The organism is Pseudarthrobacter sp. PvP004 (assembly GCF_017876035.1).
GTDB classification, from domain to species: domain Bacteria; phylum Actinomycetota; class Actinomycetes; order Actinomycetales; family Micrococcaceae; genus Arthrobacter; species Arthrobacter aurescens_A.
In genome coordinates, this window is record NZ_JAGINL010000001.1 from 1,183,606 (window position 1) to 1,198,095 (window position 14,490).

14 protein-coding genes are annotated in these 14,490 nt (G+C 62.7%); 9 read left to right on the forward strand and 5 right to left on the reverse strand.

Annotated features, from left to right (window positions below; genetic code table 11):
• The first annotated feature begins 67 nt into the window (after positions 1-67).
• The 6 genes from mihF (at position 68) to J3A64_RS05445 (ending at position 6,153) form a co-directional block, all read left to right on the forward strand.
• Entirely contained in the window at positions 68-394 is a 327-nt protein-coding gene (gene mihF / locus J3A64_RS05420) for an integration host factor, actinobacterial type (protein WP_014921972.1), read from the forward strand.
• A gap of 21 nt (positions 395-415) precedes the next feature.
• Positions 416-988, forward strand: a complete 573-nt coding sequence (gene gmk / locus J3A64_RS05425) for a guanylate kinase (protein ID WP_011774946.1) — start codon at positions 416-418, stop codon at positions 986-988.
• A gap of 39 nt (positions 989-1,027) precedes the next feature.
• Positions 1,028-1,288 carry a DNA-directed RNA polymerase subunit omega gene (gene rpoZ / locus J3A64_RS05430; protein ID WP_011774945.1) on the forward strand — a complete coding sequence of 87 codons (261 nt, stop codon included), beginning with the start codon at positions 1,028-1,030 and terminating at the stop codon, positions 1,286-1,288.
• Positions 1,289-1,315: 27 nt separating this feature from the next.
• Positions 1,316-2,572, forward strand: coding sequence for a bifunctional phosphopantothenoylcysteine decarboxylase/phosphopantothenate--cysteine ligase CoaBC (gene coaBC, locus J3A64_RS05435; RefSeq protein WP_210063768.1), 1,257 nt, complete (start codon positions 1,316-1,318; stop codon positions 2,570-2,572).
• 76 nt (positions 2,573-2,648) lie between these two features.
• Positions 2,649-3,878 (forward strand): methionine adenosyltransferase, encoded by a 1,230-nt coding sequence (metK, locus tag J3A64_RS05440; protein ID WP_011774943.1) that lies wholly within the window; start codon positions 2,649-2,651, stop codon positions 3,876-3,878.
• Positions 3,879-4,056: 178 nt separating this feature from the next.
• Positions 4,057-6,153, forward strand: a complete 2,097-nt coding sequence (locus J3A64_RS05445; RefSeq protein ID WP_210063769.1) for a primosomal protein N' — start codon at positions 4,057-4,059, stop codon at positions 6,151-6,153.
• On the opposite strand, the gene J3A64_RS05450 is transcribed toward J3A64_RS05445, so the two are convergent.
• Complete coding sequence (locus J3A64_RS05450) at positions 6,150-6,770, reverse strand: PadR family transcriptional regulator (protein ID WP_011774941.1); 621 nt, start codon at positions 6,768-6,770, stop codon at positions 6,150-6,152. The two genes, J3A64_RS05445 and J3A64_RS05450, sit on opposite strands and share 4 nt — an antisense overlap.
• Positions 6,771-6,922: 152 nt before the next feature.
• On the opposite strand from J3A64_RS05450, the gene J3A64_RS05455 reads away from it, so the two are divergent.
• The 3 genes from J3A64_RS05455 to J3A64_RS05465 are packed head-to-tail and all read left to right on the forward strand — an operon-like array spanning position 6,923 to position 10,404.
• Entirely contained in the window at positions 6,923-8,026 is a 1,104-nt protein-coding gene (locus J3A64_RS05455; protein ID WP_210063770.1) for an aromatic ring-hydroxylating dioxygenase subunit alpha, read from the forward strand.
• 15 nt (positions 8,027-8,041) lie between these two features.
• On the forward strand, positions 8,042-9,043 hold the full coding sequence (locus J3A64_RS05460) for a PDR/VanB family oxidoreductase (RefSeq protein ID WP_210063771.1): 1,002 nt from the start codon (positions 8,042-8,044) through the stop codon (positions 9,041-9,043).
• A gap of 14 nt (positions 9,044-9,057) precedes the next feature.
• Complete coding sequence (locus J3A64_RS05465) at positions 9,058-10,404, forward strand: MFS transporter (protein WP_210063772.1); 1,347 nt, start codon at positions 9,058-9,060, stop codon at positions 10,402-10,404.
• A 30-nt stretch (positions 10,405-10,434) separates the two neighbouring features.
• Here J3A64_RS05465 and J3A64_RS05470 read toward each other — a convergent pair whose 3' ends face one another.
• The 4 genes from J3A64_RS05470 to J3A64_RS05485 are packed head-to-tail and all read right to left on the reverse strand — an operon-like array spanning position 10,435 to position 14,374.
• The gene (locus J3A64_RS05470; RefSeq protein ID WP_011774938.1) at positions 10,435-11,529 is read right to left on the reverse strand and encodes a glycosyltransferase family 1 protein; all 1,095 of its coding nucleotides are present in this window, start codon (positions 11,527-11,529) and stop codon (positions 10,435-10,437) included.
• Positions 11,526-12,470 (reverse strand): alpha/beta fold hydrolase, encoded by a 945-nt coding sequence (locus J3A64_RS05475; protein WP_210063773.1) that lies wholly within the window; start codon positions 12,468-12,470, stop codon positions 11,526-11,528. Before J3A64_RS05475 ends, J3A64_RS05470 begins: the two co-directional genes overlap by 4 nt.
• Before the next feature lie 10 nt (positions 12,471-12,480).
• The gene (locus tag J3A64_RS05480) at positions 12,481-13,377 is read right to left on the reverse strand and encodes an aldo/keto reductase (protein WP_210063774.1); all 897 of its coding nucleotides are present in this window, start codon (positions 13,375-13,377) and stop codon (positions 12,481-12,483) included.
• A gap of 34 nt (positions 13,378-13,411) precedes the next feature.
• A complete protein-coding gene (locus tag J3A64_RS05485; protein ID WP_011774935.1) occupies positions 13,412-14,374 on the reverse strand; it encodes a sugar-binding transcriptional regulator in 963 nt (320 codons plus the stop codon).
• Between the last annotated feature and the right edge of the window lie 116 nt (positions 14,375-14,490).

Below are 14,490 nucleotides of genomic sequence, written 5' to 3' on the forward strand. Positions count from 1 at the left end.
CTGCCGGTAGGTTCAGGATCAGTCCGCGTGATCTGGATCACAATTGCGATCTGACAGGGGTTTGGCAGTGGGCCTTAAAGAGCTGACACCGCAGGAGCGCTCCGCTGCGCTTGAAAAGGCTGCCAAGGCGCGGGCCGTGCGTGCCGCTGCCAAGGAACGGCTCAAGCGCGGAGAGGTGAGTGTTGCGGAGCTGATCTCTTCCGGTTCAACGGATGAAGCGATAGCCCGCATGCGGGTGGTGGAATTGCTGGAGGCGTTGCCGGGCATCGGGCCCGTCAGGGCTGCGGGGATCATGGCGGAGATTGGCATTGCAGGATCCAGGCGCATCCGGGGACTGGGAATTCATCAGGCCCGGGCGCTGGTAGATTTTATGGATACCCAGCAAAGCGTTTGACGCATCTCCCCGAAGGAATCCGTGAGCAAGAAACCCGGACTGACTGTCCTTGCAGGCCCCACTGCCGTTGGCAAGGGAACCGTATCCACCTACATCAGGGACAACTATCCGGAGGTTTGGCTCTCAGTCTCGGCAACCACCCGGGCCGCGCGTCCGGGCGAAAAGGATGGCGTTCACTACTTCTTCAAGTCCGCGGAGGAGTTCGACTCCCTGGTAGCTGAGGGTGAACTTCTGGAGTGGGCCGTGGTGCACGGCCAGAACCGCTATGGAACGCTTCGCAGCACGGTGGACGCGGCCATCGCCGACGGCAAGTCAGTGCTGCTGGAGATCGACCTCCAGGGCGCACGACAAGTCAAGGCTGCCGTCCCGGACGCGAATTTCGTGTTCCTGGCACCGCCCAGCTGGGACGAAATGGTCCGCCGCTTGGTGGGCCGCGGTACTGAAACTCCCGAGGAACAGCAGCGCAGGCTGGAAACCGCTAAACTGGAACTTGCTGCTGAACCGGAGTTTGACCACACCGTCATCAATGACGACGTTCGCCGGGCAGCGGACGAGCTTGTTTCACTCATGGGGCTTACCCCGCACCAGCGCTAAGCGCTTGCATTTGTTGGCCCGCTAAAATTTGGAGAATTCGTGTCCACGAACCTTGAAGGCATCATCAACCCGCCGATCGATTCGCTGCTTGAGGCTGCTGATTCCAAGTACGGCCTGGTCATCTTCGGCGCCAAGCGCGCCCGCCAGATCAACGCCTACTACGCACAGCTGCACGAGGGCCTGTTCGAGTACGTCGGCCCGCTGGTTGACACCAAGCTGAACGAGAAGTCGCTGTCCATCGCACTCCGCGAGATCAACGAAGGCCTTCTGGTTTCCACGCCGATCGAGCCCACCGAATAACAAAGACTGCCTGTTGACGGAGGTCACGTGCGCATAGTCCTCGGAGTCGGGGGAGGGATTGCAGCCTACAAGGTTGCATCGCTCCTCCGGCTTTTTACTGAAGCCGGCCACAAGGTAACGGTCATTCCCACAGAAGCTGCTACCCGGTTCGTCGGAGTGGCCACGTGGGAAGCCCTGTCCGGCAACCCTGTGAGCAACAGCGTCTTTGACGACGTTGAGAAGGTCAACCACGTCCGCTTGGGGCATGATGCAGACCTGATCGTGGTTGCTCCAGCCACGGCCGACCTCTTGGCCAAAGCAGCAACCGGACAGGCGGGGGACCTCCTCACCAACACGCTGCTGATGGCCCACGGTCCAGTGCTCTTCGCTCCTGCGATGCACACGGAAATGTGGCAGCACGCCGCAACCCAGGCCAACGTGGAGACGCTGCGCAGCCGAGGTGTGACGGTGCTCGAGCCTGCCTCCGGTCGACTCACGGGTGCTGACTCAGGCCCCGGCCGCTTGCCGGACCCGGAAGCGATCTTTGCTGCGGCTATGGCTTTGGCCGAGGCTTCCGTGGAGGGCGAAGGGAAGGCAGCGCCTGCCGCGCACGCCTCCCTGGCAGGCCGTACCGTCACCATTTCCGCCGGCGGGACAAGGGAAGCGCTTGACCCTGTCCGCTTCCTGGGAAACAGGTCCTCAGGAAAGCAGGGTGCGGCACTGGCTGCTGCAGCCTTGGCTGCCGGGGCAACTGTCAGATTCCTCGCCGCGCACATGGACGTCGATCCGCCTGCCGGCGTCGAGCTTGTCCGCGTTGAATCAGCCTTGGAACTGCGGGAGGCGGCGCTGAAAGCGGCGGTGGACTCCGACGTCGTGATTATGGCCGCCGCCGTGGCGGACTTCCGTCCGGCAGAGGTGTCGGACACCAAGATCAAGAAGGTCGACGGCGGGGACGCGCCCGTTGTGCGGTTGATCCGGAACCCGGACATTCTGCATGAGCTGGTGGAACGCCGCAACGCCGAGGGTGGTCAGCAGTTGATAGTGGGTTTCGCGGCCGAAACAGGCGACGCCCAGGGCGACGTCCTGGAGCATGCCACGGCCAAACTCAAACGCAAGGGCTGCGACCTCCTAGTGGTTAATCAGGTGGGTATTGGCCGCGTCTTCGGCCAGGATGACAATTCCGTGGTGATCCTGTCCGGTCACGGAGCGGAGCCGCAGTCGGCCGCCGGCACCAAAGCCGATGTCGCTGCCGCGGTGATCGATCGGGTGGGCGCCGAACTTGCACGGGTCTTCCCGGCTTTGTAACTGAGCACACACCCGAATTCTTAGCAAAGGGACACACGGCAGATATCGTCGTCCCGCAACCCAGTAAGGTGGTCGAGTGACTTTACCGCTGCACCATGAACACCATGGCACCCCGTCCAAGCTCCGGCTCTTCACCTCCGAGTCGGTCACTGAAGGGCACCCGGACAAGATCTGCGACCAAATCAGCGATGCCATCCTTGATGCGCTCCTGGCTGCTGATCCTGAGTCCCGTGTGGCCGTCGAAACCATGGCCACTACAGGCCTGGTGCACGTAGCGGGTGAGGTCACCACAGACGCTTATGTTGAAATTCCGCAGATTGTCCGCGAGACCATACTGGGTATTGGGTACGACTCGTCGGCCAACGGCTTCGACGGCGCCCGCTGTGGTGTGTCCGTGTCAATCGGCCAGCAGTCCAACGACATCGCAGGTGGCGTCTTCAACTCCCTCGAGGCCCGCGAAGGCCGTCAGGAGGACGACTACGACCTCCAGGGCGCGGGCGATCAGGGCATCATGTTCGGCTACGCCAGCGATGAGACGGCGTCTTACATGCCCACGCCCATCTGGCTGGCCCACCGACTTTCCGAGCGTCTGACCGAAGTCCGCAAGAACGGCGAGTTGGCTTACCTGCGCCCGGATGGCAAGACCCAGGTCACCGTAGGATACGACGGCGACCGGCCGGTTTCCGTTGAAACGGTAGTCATCTCCAGCCAGCATGCAGAAGAAGCGAGCCTGGATCAGCTTCGTGCGGACTTGGCCAGCTACGTGATCGATCCTGTTCTGTCGGCGTCCAACCTGGATATCGCCCGGACTGCAAACATCTTGAACCCGGCCGGCGCGTTCGTCATCGGAGGACCCGTGGGCGACGCGGGCCTGACCGGCCGCAAGATCATCGTGGACACGTACGGTGGATTCTCACGCCACGGCGGTGGCGCCTTCTCCGGCAAGGATCCGTCCAAGGTAGACCGCTCAGCCGCGTACGCCATGCGCTGGGTTGCCAAGAATGTGGTGGCCGCCGGACTGGCCAAGCGTGCTGAGATTCAGATTGCCTACGCCATCGGCCAGGCACGCCCTGTTGGAACTTACGTTGAGACCTTCGGCACGGAGACTGTTGACCCTGCCCGCATCAGTGAAGCCATCGACGAATTGTTTGACCTCCGTCCGCGTGCCATCATCGACGCACTGGACCTCAAGCGACCCATTTACACCAAGACGGCGGCTCACGGTCACTTCGGCCGTGATGAACCCGACTTCACATGGGAGCGCTTGGACCGGGTGGCTGACCTGAAGGAATACTTCAACGCCTGATTGCTGTTTCGTCAGGCCGGTCCTGATCGCTGATGTTGTTTTGTCGGTGCTTCGTGGTTGGCTGGAGACAGAGAGATGCCCGTAGCGGGTCAATCCCGCTGCGGGCATCTGTGTTGATGGTGCGCAGTGGAGTTGATGGTGCGCAGTGGTTTTCCGCGCGATGAGGTGGAGGTGAAGTATGGCAGGACACGAGGCCCAGCCATCGTTGCTTCAACCCTCGCTGCTGCAAGGTTTCCCGGACCGGGTTCCTGTCAACGGACCTCCGTTGGCAGCTGTGAATCCCGTTGCGCGCGTCGTCCTGGAGTCTTCCGTGCCGCACTTGGACAGGCCCTTTGACTACAGCGTTCCCGCGGAGCTGTCCGAAACTGCGGTTCCCGGTGTTCGTGTAAAGGTGAAGTTCAACGGCCAGGAGCTCAATGGTTACGTCGTCGAGCGGCGTGTGGACTCGGATGCAGCCCATCCGCTGACGGTCCTGAATAAAGTCGTGTCCCCGCTGGCTGTCCTGACCCCTGCTATCTCCGAGTTGGCCGGCGCGGTCGCTGCCCGGTACGCCGGTACGCTCAGCGATGTTCTCCGGACGGCTGTGCCTCCCCGTGTGGCCAAGGTGGAGAAGGAATTTTTGGCCGGAGATCTCGACGCCGACGCAGCGGACCTGAAACCGTTCACGGATGCCCGTGCGTGGGCGGCGTACTCCAACGGAGCGCCGTACCTGCAGCACCTAGCCAGTGGTGGTTCGCCCAAGGCTGTCCTGACGGCCCTACAAGGGTTCGGTCCTGGTGGTTGGCCCGCCCTCGTGGCGTCAGCCGTTGCCACGGTCCGTTCCTCAGGCCGGGGAGCCGTGGTGGTAGTGCCGGATTACCGGGATCTTGAGCAGTTGGAGGCGGCGCTTGCCAACGTCCTGCCGTCTTCGGACGTCGCCCGGCTCACCGCGGATGATGGGCAAACGCCTCGCTACCGGAATTTCCTGCGTCTATTGACCGGTGCGGCGGGGGTCGCCATCGGCACACGTTCGGCGGCGTATGCTCCCGTCCGCGACCTTGGCTTGGTGGTGTGCTGGGACGACGGCGACGACCTCCACATCGAGCAACGGGCTCCTTATGCACACACCAGGGAGGTCCTTCTGCTCCGCGCCGAGCAGGAGCATGCCGCCTGCCTCATGGCGTCCCATAGCCGCAGCACTGAACTTCAACGCCTCGTTGAAATGCGGTGGGCAGTGCCCATTGAAGCTCCGCGCACACATGTCCGCTCTAGGGTGCCCCGGGTTCTCAACACGGCGGACAGTTTCGAGCAAGAGCGCGATCCGTTGGCGCGCATTGCGCGTTTGCCTGGCGCGGCGTGGCGTGCGGCAAAGGAGGGCCTGGAGCGCGGCCCGGTTCTGGTCCAGGTAGCCCGCGCGGGATACGCCCCGTCCTTGGTGTGCGAGACGTGCCGGGAACTAGCGCGCTGCAACGCCTGCCGGGGCCCCTTGGCCGTGTCCAGCAGTTCCGCGATGCCGGCATGCCGGTGGTGCTCCACCCCCGCTCCTCAATGGCGTTGCACCCACTGCAGTGGGACAAAGCTGCGCCGTGGAGCGGCTGGAGTCATGCGTACTGCCGAGGAATTGGGACGGGCCTTCCCCGGCAAGGCCGTCGTGACGTCCTCCGGCGAACACATCAAGGCAACAGTCCCGGATGCACCCGCACTGATAGTCGCTACGGTGGGTGCCGAGCCTGTTGCCCCAAACGGTTACGCGGCTGCCCTGCTGTTGGACGGCAACTCGCTGCTCCGGCGGGAGAATCTGCGGGCGGGGGAGGACACTGTTCGCCGGTGGTTCAATGCCGCCTCCCTCGTGAAGCCAGCCAGCCAAGGTGGGCTCGTGGTGATTACTGCGGATGACACCGCGGCGACGGGAGCACTGTTGCGGTGGGATGCTTCCGGCTACGCATCGCGCGAACTGGCGCTTCGGAAGGAACTGCAGCTGCCACCCGCAGTCAGGGTAGCTTCCGTGACAGGCGCAAGGGCCGACGTCGTGCATTTCAGTGACGCGCTGGAAGCCAACGCCGAGTTGGCGTCGGCACCGAAACTTCGCAAAGCCGGACCTGCGCCGGTGCACCTGTTTGGAGGAGCCCAGTCGTCAGCCGAAGAGAGCGATTCGGAGGTCAGGACCCTCTACTTCATTCCCTACGCTGACGCTGCGACCGCCACCCGTGCCATGCGGGCCGTGAAGGTAGCAAATGCCGCTAAGCGTACCTCAGGACCCGTTCAGTTGCGCTTGGACGGCGTAGACGTCCTCTAGGTCCCTGGTTCATTCACTGGATCAGACGTTCCGGGGTTCTCTATATCTTCAAGTATCTGCAGGCCGCGCTTCGCCCACGCGATTTCCTGCTCGGCATGGGCAAGCTGACCTTCATAGGCGAAGACCTTGAAGCGGACAATATGCTCTCGTTCCTCTTCGGAGTACAGGGCGAGGCGCCGGGCAAGCGTGGGATGGGTGCGCTGCTCGAGAGCTTGGATCATGTACAGAGTTTGGAGGCGTTGTTCGTCGTAATGGGCGATGTGAGCTCGCAGCTGCGCAGCCGCCACGCCGGACGGGGCCCACTCGAAGTAAGCGGCCCTGAGGCGCGCAGGGTCCCGGTCCCGGACGTAGGTGAGCGGCTGATTCTGCCACTCGATCAGAGCCGCCTCGCCTGCCGGCGCAAGGGCATACTCCGTTTTCGTCGCTCCGCGGGTGCCCCACGGCACAGGCCTGCTGGAGAGTAGGCCCTCGGCGTGCATCCTTCGCAGCTCCGGGTAGATCTGGGAGTCGGGGGCGTGCCAGACGTGGCCCACGGAAGAGCTGAACTGCTTGACCAAGTCGTAGCCTGTCAGCGGACCTGAGGACAGCAGTGCCAGCAGAGCTGAGCGAAGGGTCACAGGCGCTCCTTTCAGGACGGCAATTACAGCTTAGCCCCAGAAGAGCTTTGCAAACCACTATCGAGATAGATAGTATGTGTCTCACGTCACCAAATAACTATGTTGATAGTTATTTTCTTCTCTCCGGCCCGCTCAAAGATGAGGACCGCTTCATGACTGTCTCTGCAACAAAGACCACATCCACCGCCAAGCTCCTGCCCTCTCCGCTCAACGCATGGTTCGTGGCGGGGTGGGATCATGAGATTTCCGCCAAAGGGATTCTGGCCCGCACCATCGCCGGCCGCCCTCTGGCCCTCTACCGAACAGGAGACGGCCGCGCCGTCGCACTGGCCGACGCTTGCTGGCACCGTCTTGCCCCGCTCTCCCAGGGGAAACTCGTGGGCCGTGACGAGATCCAGTGCCCGTACCACGGGCTGCGTTACAACGCTGCTGGCCGCTGCACCTCGATGCCTGCGCAGGAAACCCTCAATCCCTCAGCCACGGTGCCCTCTTTCCCTGTGGTCGAGCGGTACCGCTATGTGTGGGTTTGGCTCGGTGATCCTACGAAGGCCGACCCGGGCCTGTTGCCGGACATGCACCAGTTGGACAGCCCCGAGTGGGCGGGAGACGGCGAGACCATCCACGCCCCATGCAACTACCAGCTGGTCCTCGACAACCTCATGGACCTCACCCACGAGGAGTTCGTGCACAGCTCCTCGATCGGGCAAGAGGAACTGTCCGAGTCCGAGTTCGAGGTGACCCACGACGAGACATCCGTCACTGTCACCCGCTGGATGCGCAACATTGACGCGCCACCGTTTTGGCTGAAGAACATGCGGGACAAGTTCCCGGACTTCGAGGGAAAGGTGGACCGCTGGCAGATCATCCATTACTACTTCCCCTCCACCATCTGCATCGACGTCGGGGTCGCCGAGGCCGGGACCGGAGCCCCCGAGGGCGACCGCTCCCGCGGGGTGAACGGCTACGTCATGAACACCATCACGCCGGAGACCGAACGTTCCTGCCACTACTTCTGGGCGTTCATGCGCAACTACCGGTTGGAGAGCCAGCTCATCACCACACAGCTGCGCAACGGCGTGCACGGGGTCTTCGGCGAAGACGAGGCCATGCTCCTTGCGCAGCAGGCGGCCATCGACGCCAACCCCGACTACGAGTTCTACAACCTCAACATCGACATGGGCGGGATGTGGGTGCGCCGGCTCCTGGAGCGTGCGCTCGAAGTCGAGGGCCGCCTCGCCGCCCTGCCGGGCAGCTGAGCAGGGGAGAAAACCGTGGCCGATTCCCATCACATCCTGTGGCAGCAGGCCGTCGTCGACGCCGTATCCGACGTGGCCGAGAACATCCGCCGCATCGTCCTGCGTCCGGAGCGTCCCTGCGCCATTCGTCCCGGCGAGCACGTGGATGTCCGCACGACCATCGAAGGCGAGCAGCACGTCCGCTCATACTCCGTGGTCAATGCCGCCGACGATGGCACGCACCTCGCCCTCAGCGTCTTCCGGACCCCCACCTCCCGCGGCGGATCCGTGTTCATGCACTCTCTCCAGCCCGGGCAGCGCCTGGAGATCACCCAGCCGTTGCAGAACTTCCCGCTGCGGATCGGAGCCCCCTCCTACGTCTTGCTTGCCGGGGGCATCGGCATCACCGCAATCGCCGGGATGGCCGCGTTGCTGCGCCGCCTCGGCGCCGACTACCGCCTCGTCTATGTGGCCCGCTCCCGGGATGCGATGGCCTACCTGGATGACCTCGCCGCCATGCACGGAGACCGCTTCGAGGCGCACATCGACGCGGAGGGGGTTCCCCTTGACGTCCGGGCCCTCGTGGGCTCAGCCCCCGAGGACGCAGAGTTTTACATGTGCGGGCCCATTCGGCTCATGGACGCTGTCCGCCGTGCATGGACCGAGCGGGAGCTCGAGCCCACAAACCTGCGCTACGAGACTTTCGGCAACAGCGGCTGGTACGAGGCAGAACCATTCACCGTGCGGATACCGCGGCTGGGGGTAGAGACACATGTCGGCTCCGATGAGACCGTGCTGGAGGCCCTCGAGCGCGATGGTGTGGACATGATGTCGGACTGCCGCAAGGGCGAGTGCGGCCTGTGCCAGGTCAAGGTCCTTGAGCTCGCCGGACGGATCGACCACCGCGACGTTTTCTACTCGGACCGCCAGAAGGAACCCACCACCAAAATGTGTTGCTGCGTCTCGCGGGTGGTCGCTGCCGAACCGGGCACAGTCCTGACGCCCCGTCCCACCATCCTCACCATCGACGTTCCCTGAGAGGCATCAGTACCATGGACATCAGACACCAGATCGACGCATCCAAGATGTCGTCTTACCAGTGGATCATCATCGCGGTGACCACCTTCCTCAACGCCCTCGACGGCTACGACGTGCTGGCCATGGCCTTTACAGCCACATCCGTGACCAAGGAGTTCGGACTCTCCGGTTCCCAGCTTGGCTGGCTGCTCAGCGCGGGCCTCATCGGTATGGCCGTGGGTTCGCTCGTCCTCGGGCCCTTCGCGGACCGCTACGGCCGGCGCAAGATCCTCATCGTCGCACTGGCGATCAACGCGGTCGGACTGTTGCTGTCCACAACAGCGAACTCCGCGCTCGAGCTCGGCCTATGGCGCGTCGTCACAGGACTGGGTGTGGGCGGCATCCTCGCCTCTGCGACTGTGATCACGAGTGAGTTCGCCAATGCCCGCCGTCGCGGTATGGCCGTCAGCATCTTCACCGCGGGCTATGGAGTAGGTGCCACGCTCGGGGGGATGGGAGCGACCCAGCTCATCCCCGCCTTCGGGTGGCGCTCCGTGTTCCTCGTTGGTGGCCTGCTGACTCTGTTGGCGATCGCTCTGGTGGTTGTCCTCATGCCAGAGTCCGTCGACTACCTCCGCACCCGGCGACCGGCGGGCGCGGCCGGGAAGCTCCAGCGCATCGCCGGCCGTCTCGGTCTCGAGGGTGACGTCAATCCCGGTCCTGCCCCTGTGAGTGCCGGTAAGCAGCAGGGCAGCGTGGCCGTGCTCCTGAGCCCGCGGTACCGCACGGCCAGCATCCTGCTTTGGATCTCCTTCTTCGTCATCATGTTCGGCTTCTACTTCGCCAACTCATGGACGCCCCGGCTGCTCGTGGAATCAGGGATGACGGAGCAGCAGGGCATCATCGGGGGACTCATGCTCACCATGGGCGGAACCTTCGGTTCGCTGCTCTTCGGCGTGCTCACCACCCGGTGGGACGCGCGGTTGACCCTCATGGTCTTCACGGTGCTCTCGGCCGTGACCCTCGTCCTGTTCATCACCACAAGCCCCCTGCCGCTGCTGGCGTTCTCGTCCGGCGTGGTCGTCGGGATGCTCGTCAACGGTTGCATCGCTGGCCTCTACACCGTGGCTCCCATGACCTACGAGCCTGGTGTCCGCACCACGGGTGTGGGCTGGGGGATTGGTATTGGCCGGGCCGGTGCCATCCTCGCTCCCATTGCGGTCGGCGCGCTGCTTGACAACGGATGGAACCCCCACCAGCTCTACATCGGAGTGGCCGTGGTGGTCCTCCTCGCGGCCGTCGCCCTGTTCCGACTGCGGCCCTACGAAGAGATTGCATCCTCCGTAACCAACCAGCCTGCGTCAAGAGCGACTACTGGATGACAGGCTGCCGCCCCGGGACCTGGGAGTGCGCTAAGCGCGTTCCCGGGTCTTGCGTGCGCGCCGGGCCACGACTTCTTCCGCCGCAGCCACGAGCTGCCGCGCAGACTCGTCCCAGTTGAATTCTGCCGCGCGCTCCGCGGACCGGCGGGAGCGTTGCTGCCAAAGTGCGTCGTCGGCAAGGGCCGTCACAGCGGCCGCGAATTCCGTCGGCGATTCGGGGTGGACGTAGCTGACGGCGTCCCCACCCACTTCACGGAAAATCGGAATATCGCTTGCGATAACGGGGGTGCCCAAGGCCATCGCCTCCACCAACGGCAAACCGTACCCTTCGGCTCGTGACAGGCTGATCAACGCGGTGGCCCTGAGGAGGAGTTCGTCGTATTCGGCATCAGTAACACCGTTGTGGAAAAGGACCTTGGCTCCCTCAGGAACCATCGCCTCCAGTTCTGCTTTGCGCTGCGGAGTGATCCTGCTGAGCAGGTGAAGGGTGTAGTCGTGCAGGCCGGACATACCCCGGATCATGGTTTCCACGTTCTTGTACGGCATGAACGAACCCATGTAGAGCAGGGACTTGTCCGCGCCTGCCTCGGGGTCGCGCGCTGTCTGGCCCGGTTGGGGTGCGTTGCCCACAATGCGCACGGGACGCTTTGTCAGCTTGTACTTGGCTATGAGGGCCTCGGTGGTGCGGCTGATGGTAGCCACGATGTCCGCCCGGTTAAGCAGGAATCGCTGTGGCCAGAACGCCTTGTGGTAGAGGCGCCACAACAGGCGCACGGGGGCAGGCAGGAAGCCCGGGGGAGTCGGGTGTTCGTAGTAAATGAGGTCGTGCAGGGTCAGTACCAGCCCGTATCGGCGGCCCACGGTGCCCATGGTCTGCATGGGACACACCACCACGTCGGCACCCAGGGGGTTGACCTTGCGGGCGACGAACAGCTCCAAGGGAGACAAGGGGCTGTTGACCATGACATACGGAACGTCGGGCAGCAGGGCCAGTTGGCGCTTGTCGCTGATCAGCATGGTGACGTCGGCGATTTTGGACGTTGCGGCTATGAGGCTGGAACCGTAGCGGCTGATGCCATCGTGGTGGTCCGTTCGGGTAAAGCGGGCGTCGATGACAATTTTCACGCGGGATGTTCCTCCAGGAAGGTGCGGATTGCTTCTGCCGCCGGAACCGGCGTCTCATAGTGGATTAAATGCCCGACGCCGGGAATCACTTCCAGCTTTGCGTCAGGTAGTCGTTTCATGAGTTTGTACTGGTTGGGGAGAGTGGCTATTTCATCCTTCTCGCCGGCGACCAACAGCACGGGGAGAGTAAGTTGTTCGGCGACCTCGGCCACATTGCCTGAGACGGAAGCCTTGAACGATTCGAGCAGGCTCTTCCGGTCCGCGAAGGCACTGAAGTAGGCGTCATGCTGGCCGTGGATGAAACTGCGCAGGCCCTTATCCTTGGTTTTGGCCATGGTGATGCTCATGATGCGAACGATCAGCCGATTGCGAAGGACGGCCAGTCCCAGAGGGCGGGGAAGCTTGGCGGACGCCTGGTAATACAGCACCGCAAGCTTGGTCATGATGCCTTTGGGGCCTTCCAATGCGGGCGCAGCAATGGGGTTGATCAGGATCAGCGGAAAGACGGTTCCCGGATTCGCGGCGGTGAAGTGGCTGGCCACGATTGAGCCGAAGGAGTGGCCCAGCAGGACAGTCTTGTCATCCAAGTCGAGGGCGGCCATGAAACCGGAGATGAACGTTCCATAGCGTTCAACACTGTGCTCATCGTCGACGAAGGGCTCCGAACTCCCGAAGGCGGGCAGGTCCGGCATGATGATCCGCATCTCCGGAAGTTGATCGGCCACGCGCAGCAGCCCGTGGTGGTCTCCCCGGAAGCCATGGATCACCAGGATGGTGCGTGTCATTGGAGTGACCATGACCGGTTCGTAAGTCCAGTACGCTACGTTGCTGCCGTCCACCTCAACGTCCGAGGCATGGGTCCGCCCCTGCAAGGATTTGCTGAAGAATTCGCTGGGGGCCTGCGCACCTCGTGGGGAGTGCGCGGTGTCCACGTTGTCCATTCGTTTGTTCCTAGTTTACGTTGTCCGGGTGGGACCCGGTCCGATGGTGGCGTTCGAGCGTGGCTATGCCGTCCATGTCCGCGGCGTCCAGTTCAAAATCAAAGACGGCGTAGTTTTCCTTGATCCGTCCCGCCGAACTCGCCTTGGGGATGACCAGGTTCCCCAGCTGAAGATGCCAGCGCAGAATGATCTGGGCCGGGGTCCTTCCATACTTCTCGGCGAGCGACACAATGGCAGGGTCAGCCAGGACCTGCCCACGGCCGAGGGGGCTCCAAGCCTCTGTGGCGATCCCCAACTGTTCATGCAAGGTCCGCAGCCTGGTTTGCTGCAACCAAGGGTGCAACTCGATCTGGTTTACCGCGGGGACAACTTCGGCCTTCTGCATGAGTTCTTCAAGGTGTCCGGGCTGGAAATTGGAAACACCGATCGCCCTCACCTTGCCTTCACGGTAGAGGGTCTCCATGGCTTTGTAGCTTTCCGCATAAAGGCCACGGCCGGCACACGGCCAATGAATGAGGTAAAGGTCCACGTAGTCGAGGCCAAGGTTTGAAATGGACGTATCGAATGCGCGGAGCGTGGCATCGTAGCCGTGATCGTCGTTCCAGACCTTGGTGGTGACGAAGAGGTCCTCACGTGCAAGTGAGTGCACCGACTCTCCAGAGCCGCCGGTACCCCTGTTGGCTTCCGCGGCATCGCCGATAGCGCCGCCGAGGGCGCGGCCCACCCCTACCTCGTTGCCGTACATCGCTGCAGTATCAAATCGCCGGTAGCCCTCACCCAAAGCCGTGGACACCAAAGCTTCTGCGTCTTTGGCGGGAACTTTGTAGAGCCCGTATCCCATGCGTTCCATCTGTACGCCGTTATTCAATGCCAGCCTGTTTGATGTCAGCTTGGATGGGGATCTCATAGCAACGACTCTACCCATTCCTTGCACGATTGCTTCAGGAATGACCATTGAAACTCACCAGGCGTCGGGCTGAGGCTTCGTCCAGAATAAGGTCCGTCGCCAGCCCCGCAGCCAAGGCTCCTTGGAGGCCGTTGATCTTGGATGCGCCGGAGACCACGCAGATACGGCGCCTGACTTGCCGCAATTGTTCATGGCTGGGCCCGGTCGACCTCTCATTCAAGGTGATGCCATCAGAGGATCCATCGCTCCTGAAGAAGACCGTGGCTACGTCGCCCACCACATCGTCGGCGGCCAACATGGTGAGGTCGTGTTCATCGAGGTAACCACCGGCATAGACATGGCTCGGGTAATCCGAATCCACAGACCCGACGCCGAAGATTGCGATGCTCATGCGGGCTTGCAAGTCCAGGATGCGCTGAACGCTGCGCTCATTCCACATGGCTGTCTTGGTGGAGGCGTGATCAAAAAACGCAGGAACAGGGAACTGTTCCACGCGGGCCCCGTACGCACTGCCGAAGCGCCGCATGATGTCACTGGCATAGGTAATTCCGGTGGTTTGCATGTTTCCAGCGCCATTGAGCTGGACCACGATGCTGTCGTGGGTCATCTTTCGGGTGAGGTGCCGGCTGACGGCGCTCAGCGTCGCGCCCCAGGCCACACCGATGATGGCATTCGAGTCCACCAGAGGGCCTATTGTTCGTGCAGCCTGCATGGCTACGCGGTCCAGGGTCTCTGCTTCGTTGAGCGTGTCCAGCACCGGAACCACGTGGACGTCCACGCCGTACTGGTTCCGGATCTGGCTTTCCAGCTCAGGGCCGGTATCAAAAGGGCTTCGAATCTGAACCTGAACCAAGCCTGTTTCCCTCGCCGAAGACAACAGCCTGGACACCGTGGACCTGGATGTCCTCAGCTCCCGGGCAATGGCATCCATGGTCAGGTCTTGCAGGTAGTACATCTGTGCAGCCCGGAGCGCATCCGAGTGACGTGATCGTGCCATCTCATTTCCTTACTGCACGTTTGTGCAAATAGCTTGACTCCATTTTCCACCTTCGCAAGATTAGTGGTGAACGGTGCAGCAGCGAGTGGCGCGGCGCACGAACCAAGCCCAAGGGA

Coding starts and splice junctions, on each gene's coding strand:
- J3A64_RS05445 (WP_210063769.1), top strand. CDS start 4,057: ATGGCAGGACACGAGGCCCAGCCATCGTTGCTTCAACCCTCGCTGCTG.
- J3A64_RS05455 (WP_210063770.1), top strand. CDS start 6,923: ATGACTGTCTCTGCAACAAAGACCACATCCACCGCCAAGCTCCTGCCC.
- J3A64_RS05465 (WP_210063772.1), top strand. CDS start 9,058: ATGGACATCAGACACCAGATCGACGCATCCAAGATGTCGTCTTACCAG.
- J3A64_RS05475 (WP_210063773.1), bottom strand. CDS start 12,470: ATGGACAACGTGGACACCGCGCACTCCCCACGAGGTGCGCAGGCCCCC.
- J3A64_RS05480 (WP_210063774.1), bottom strand. CDS start 13,377: ATGAGATCCCCATCCAAGCTGACATCAAACAGGCTGGCATTGAATAAC.
- J3A64_RS05485 (WP_011774935.1), bottom strand. CDS start 14,374: ATGGCACGATCACGTCACTCGGATGCGCTCCGGGCTGCACAGATGTAC.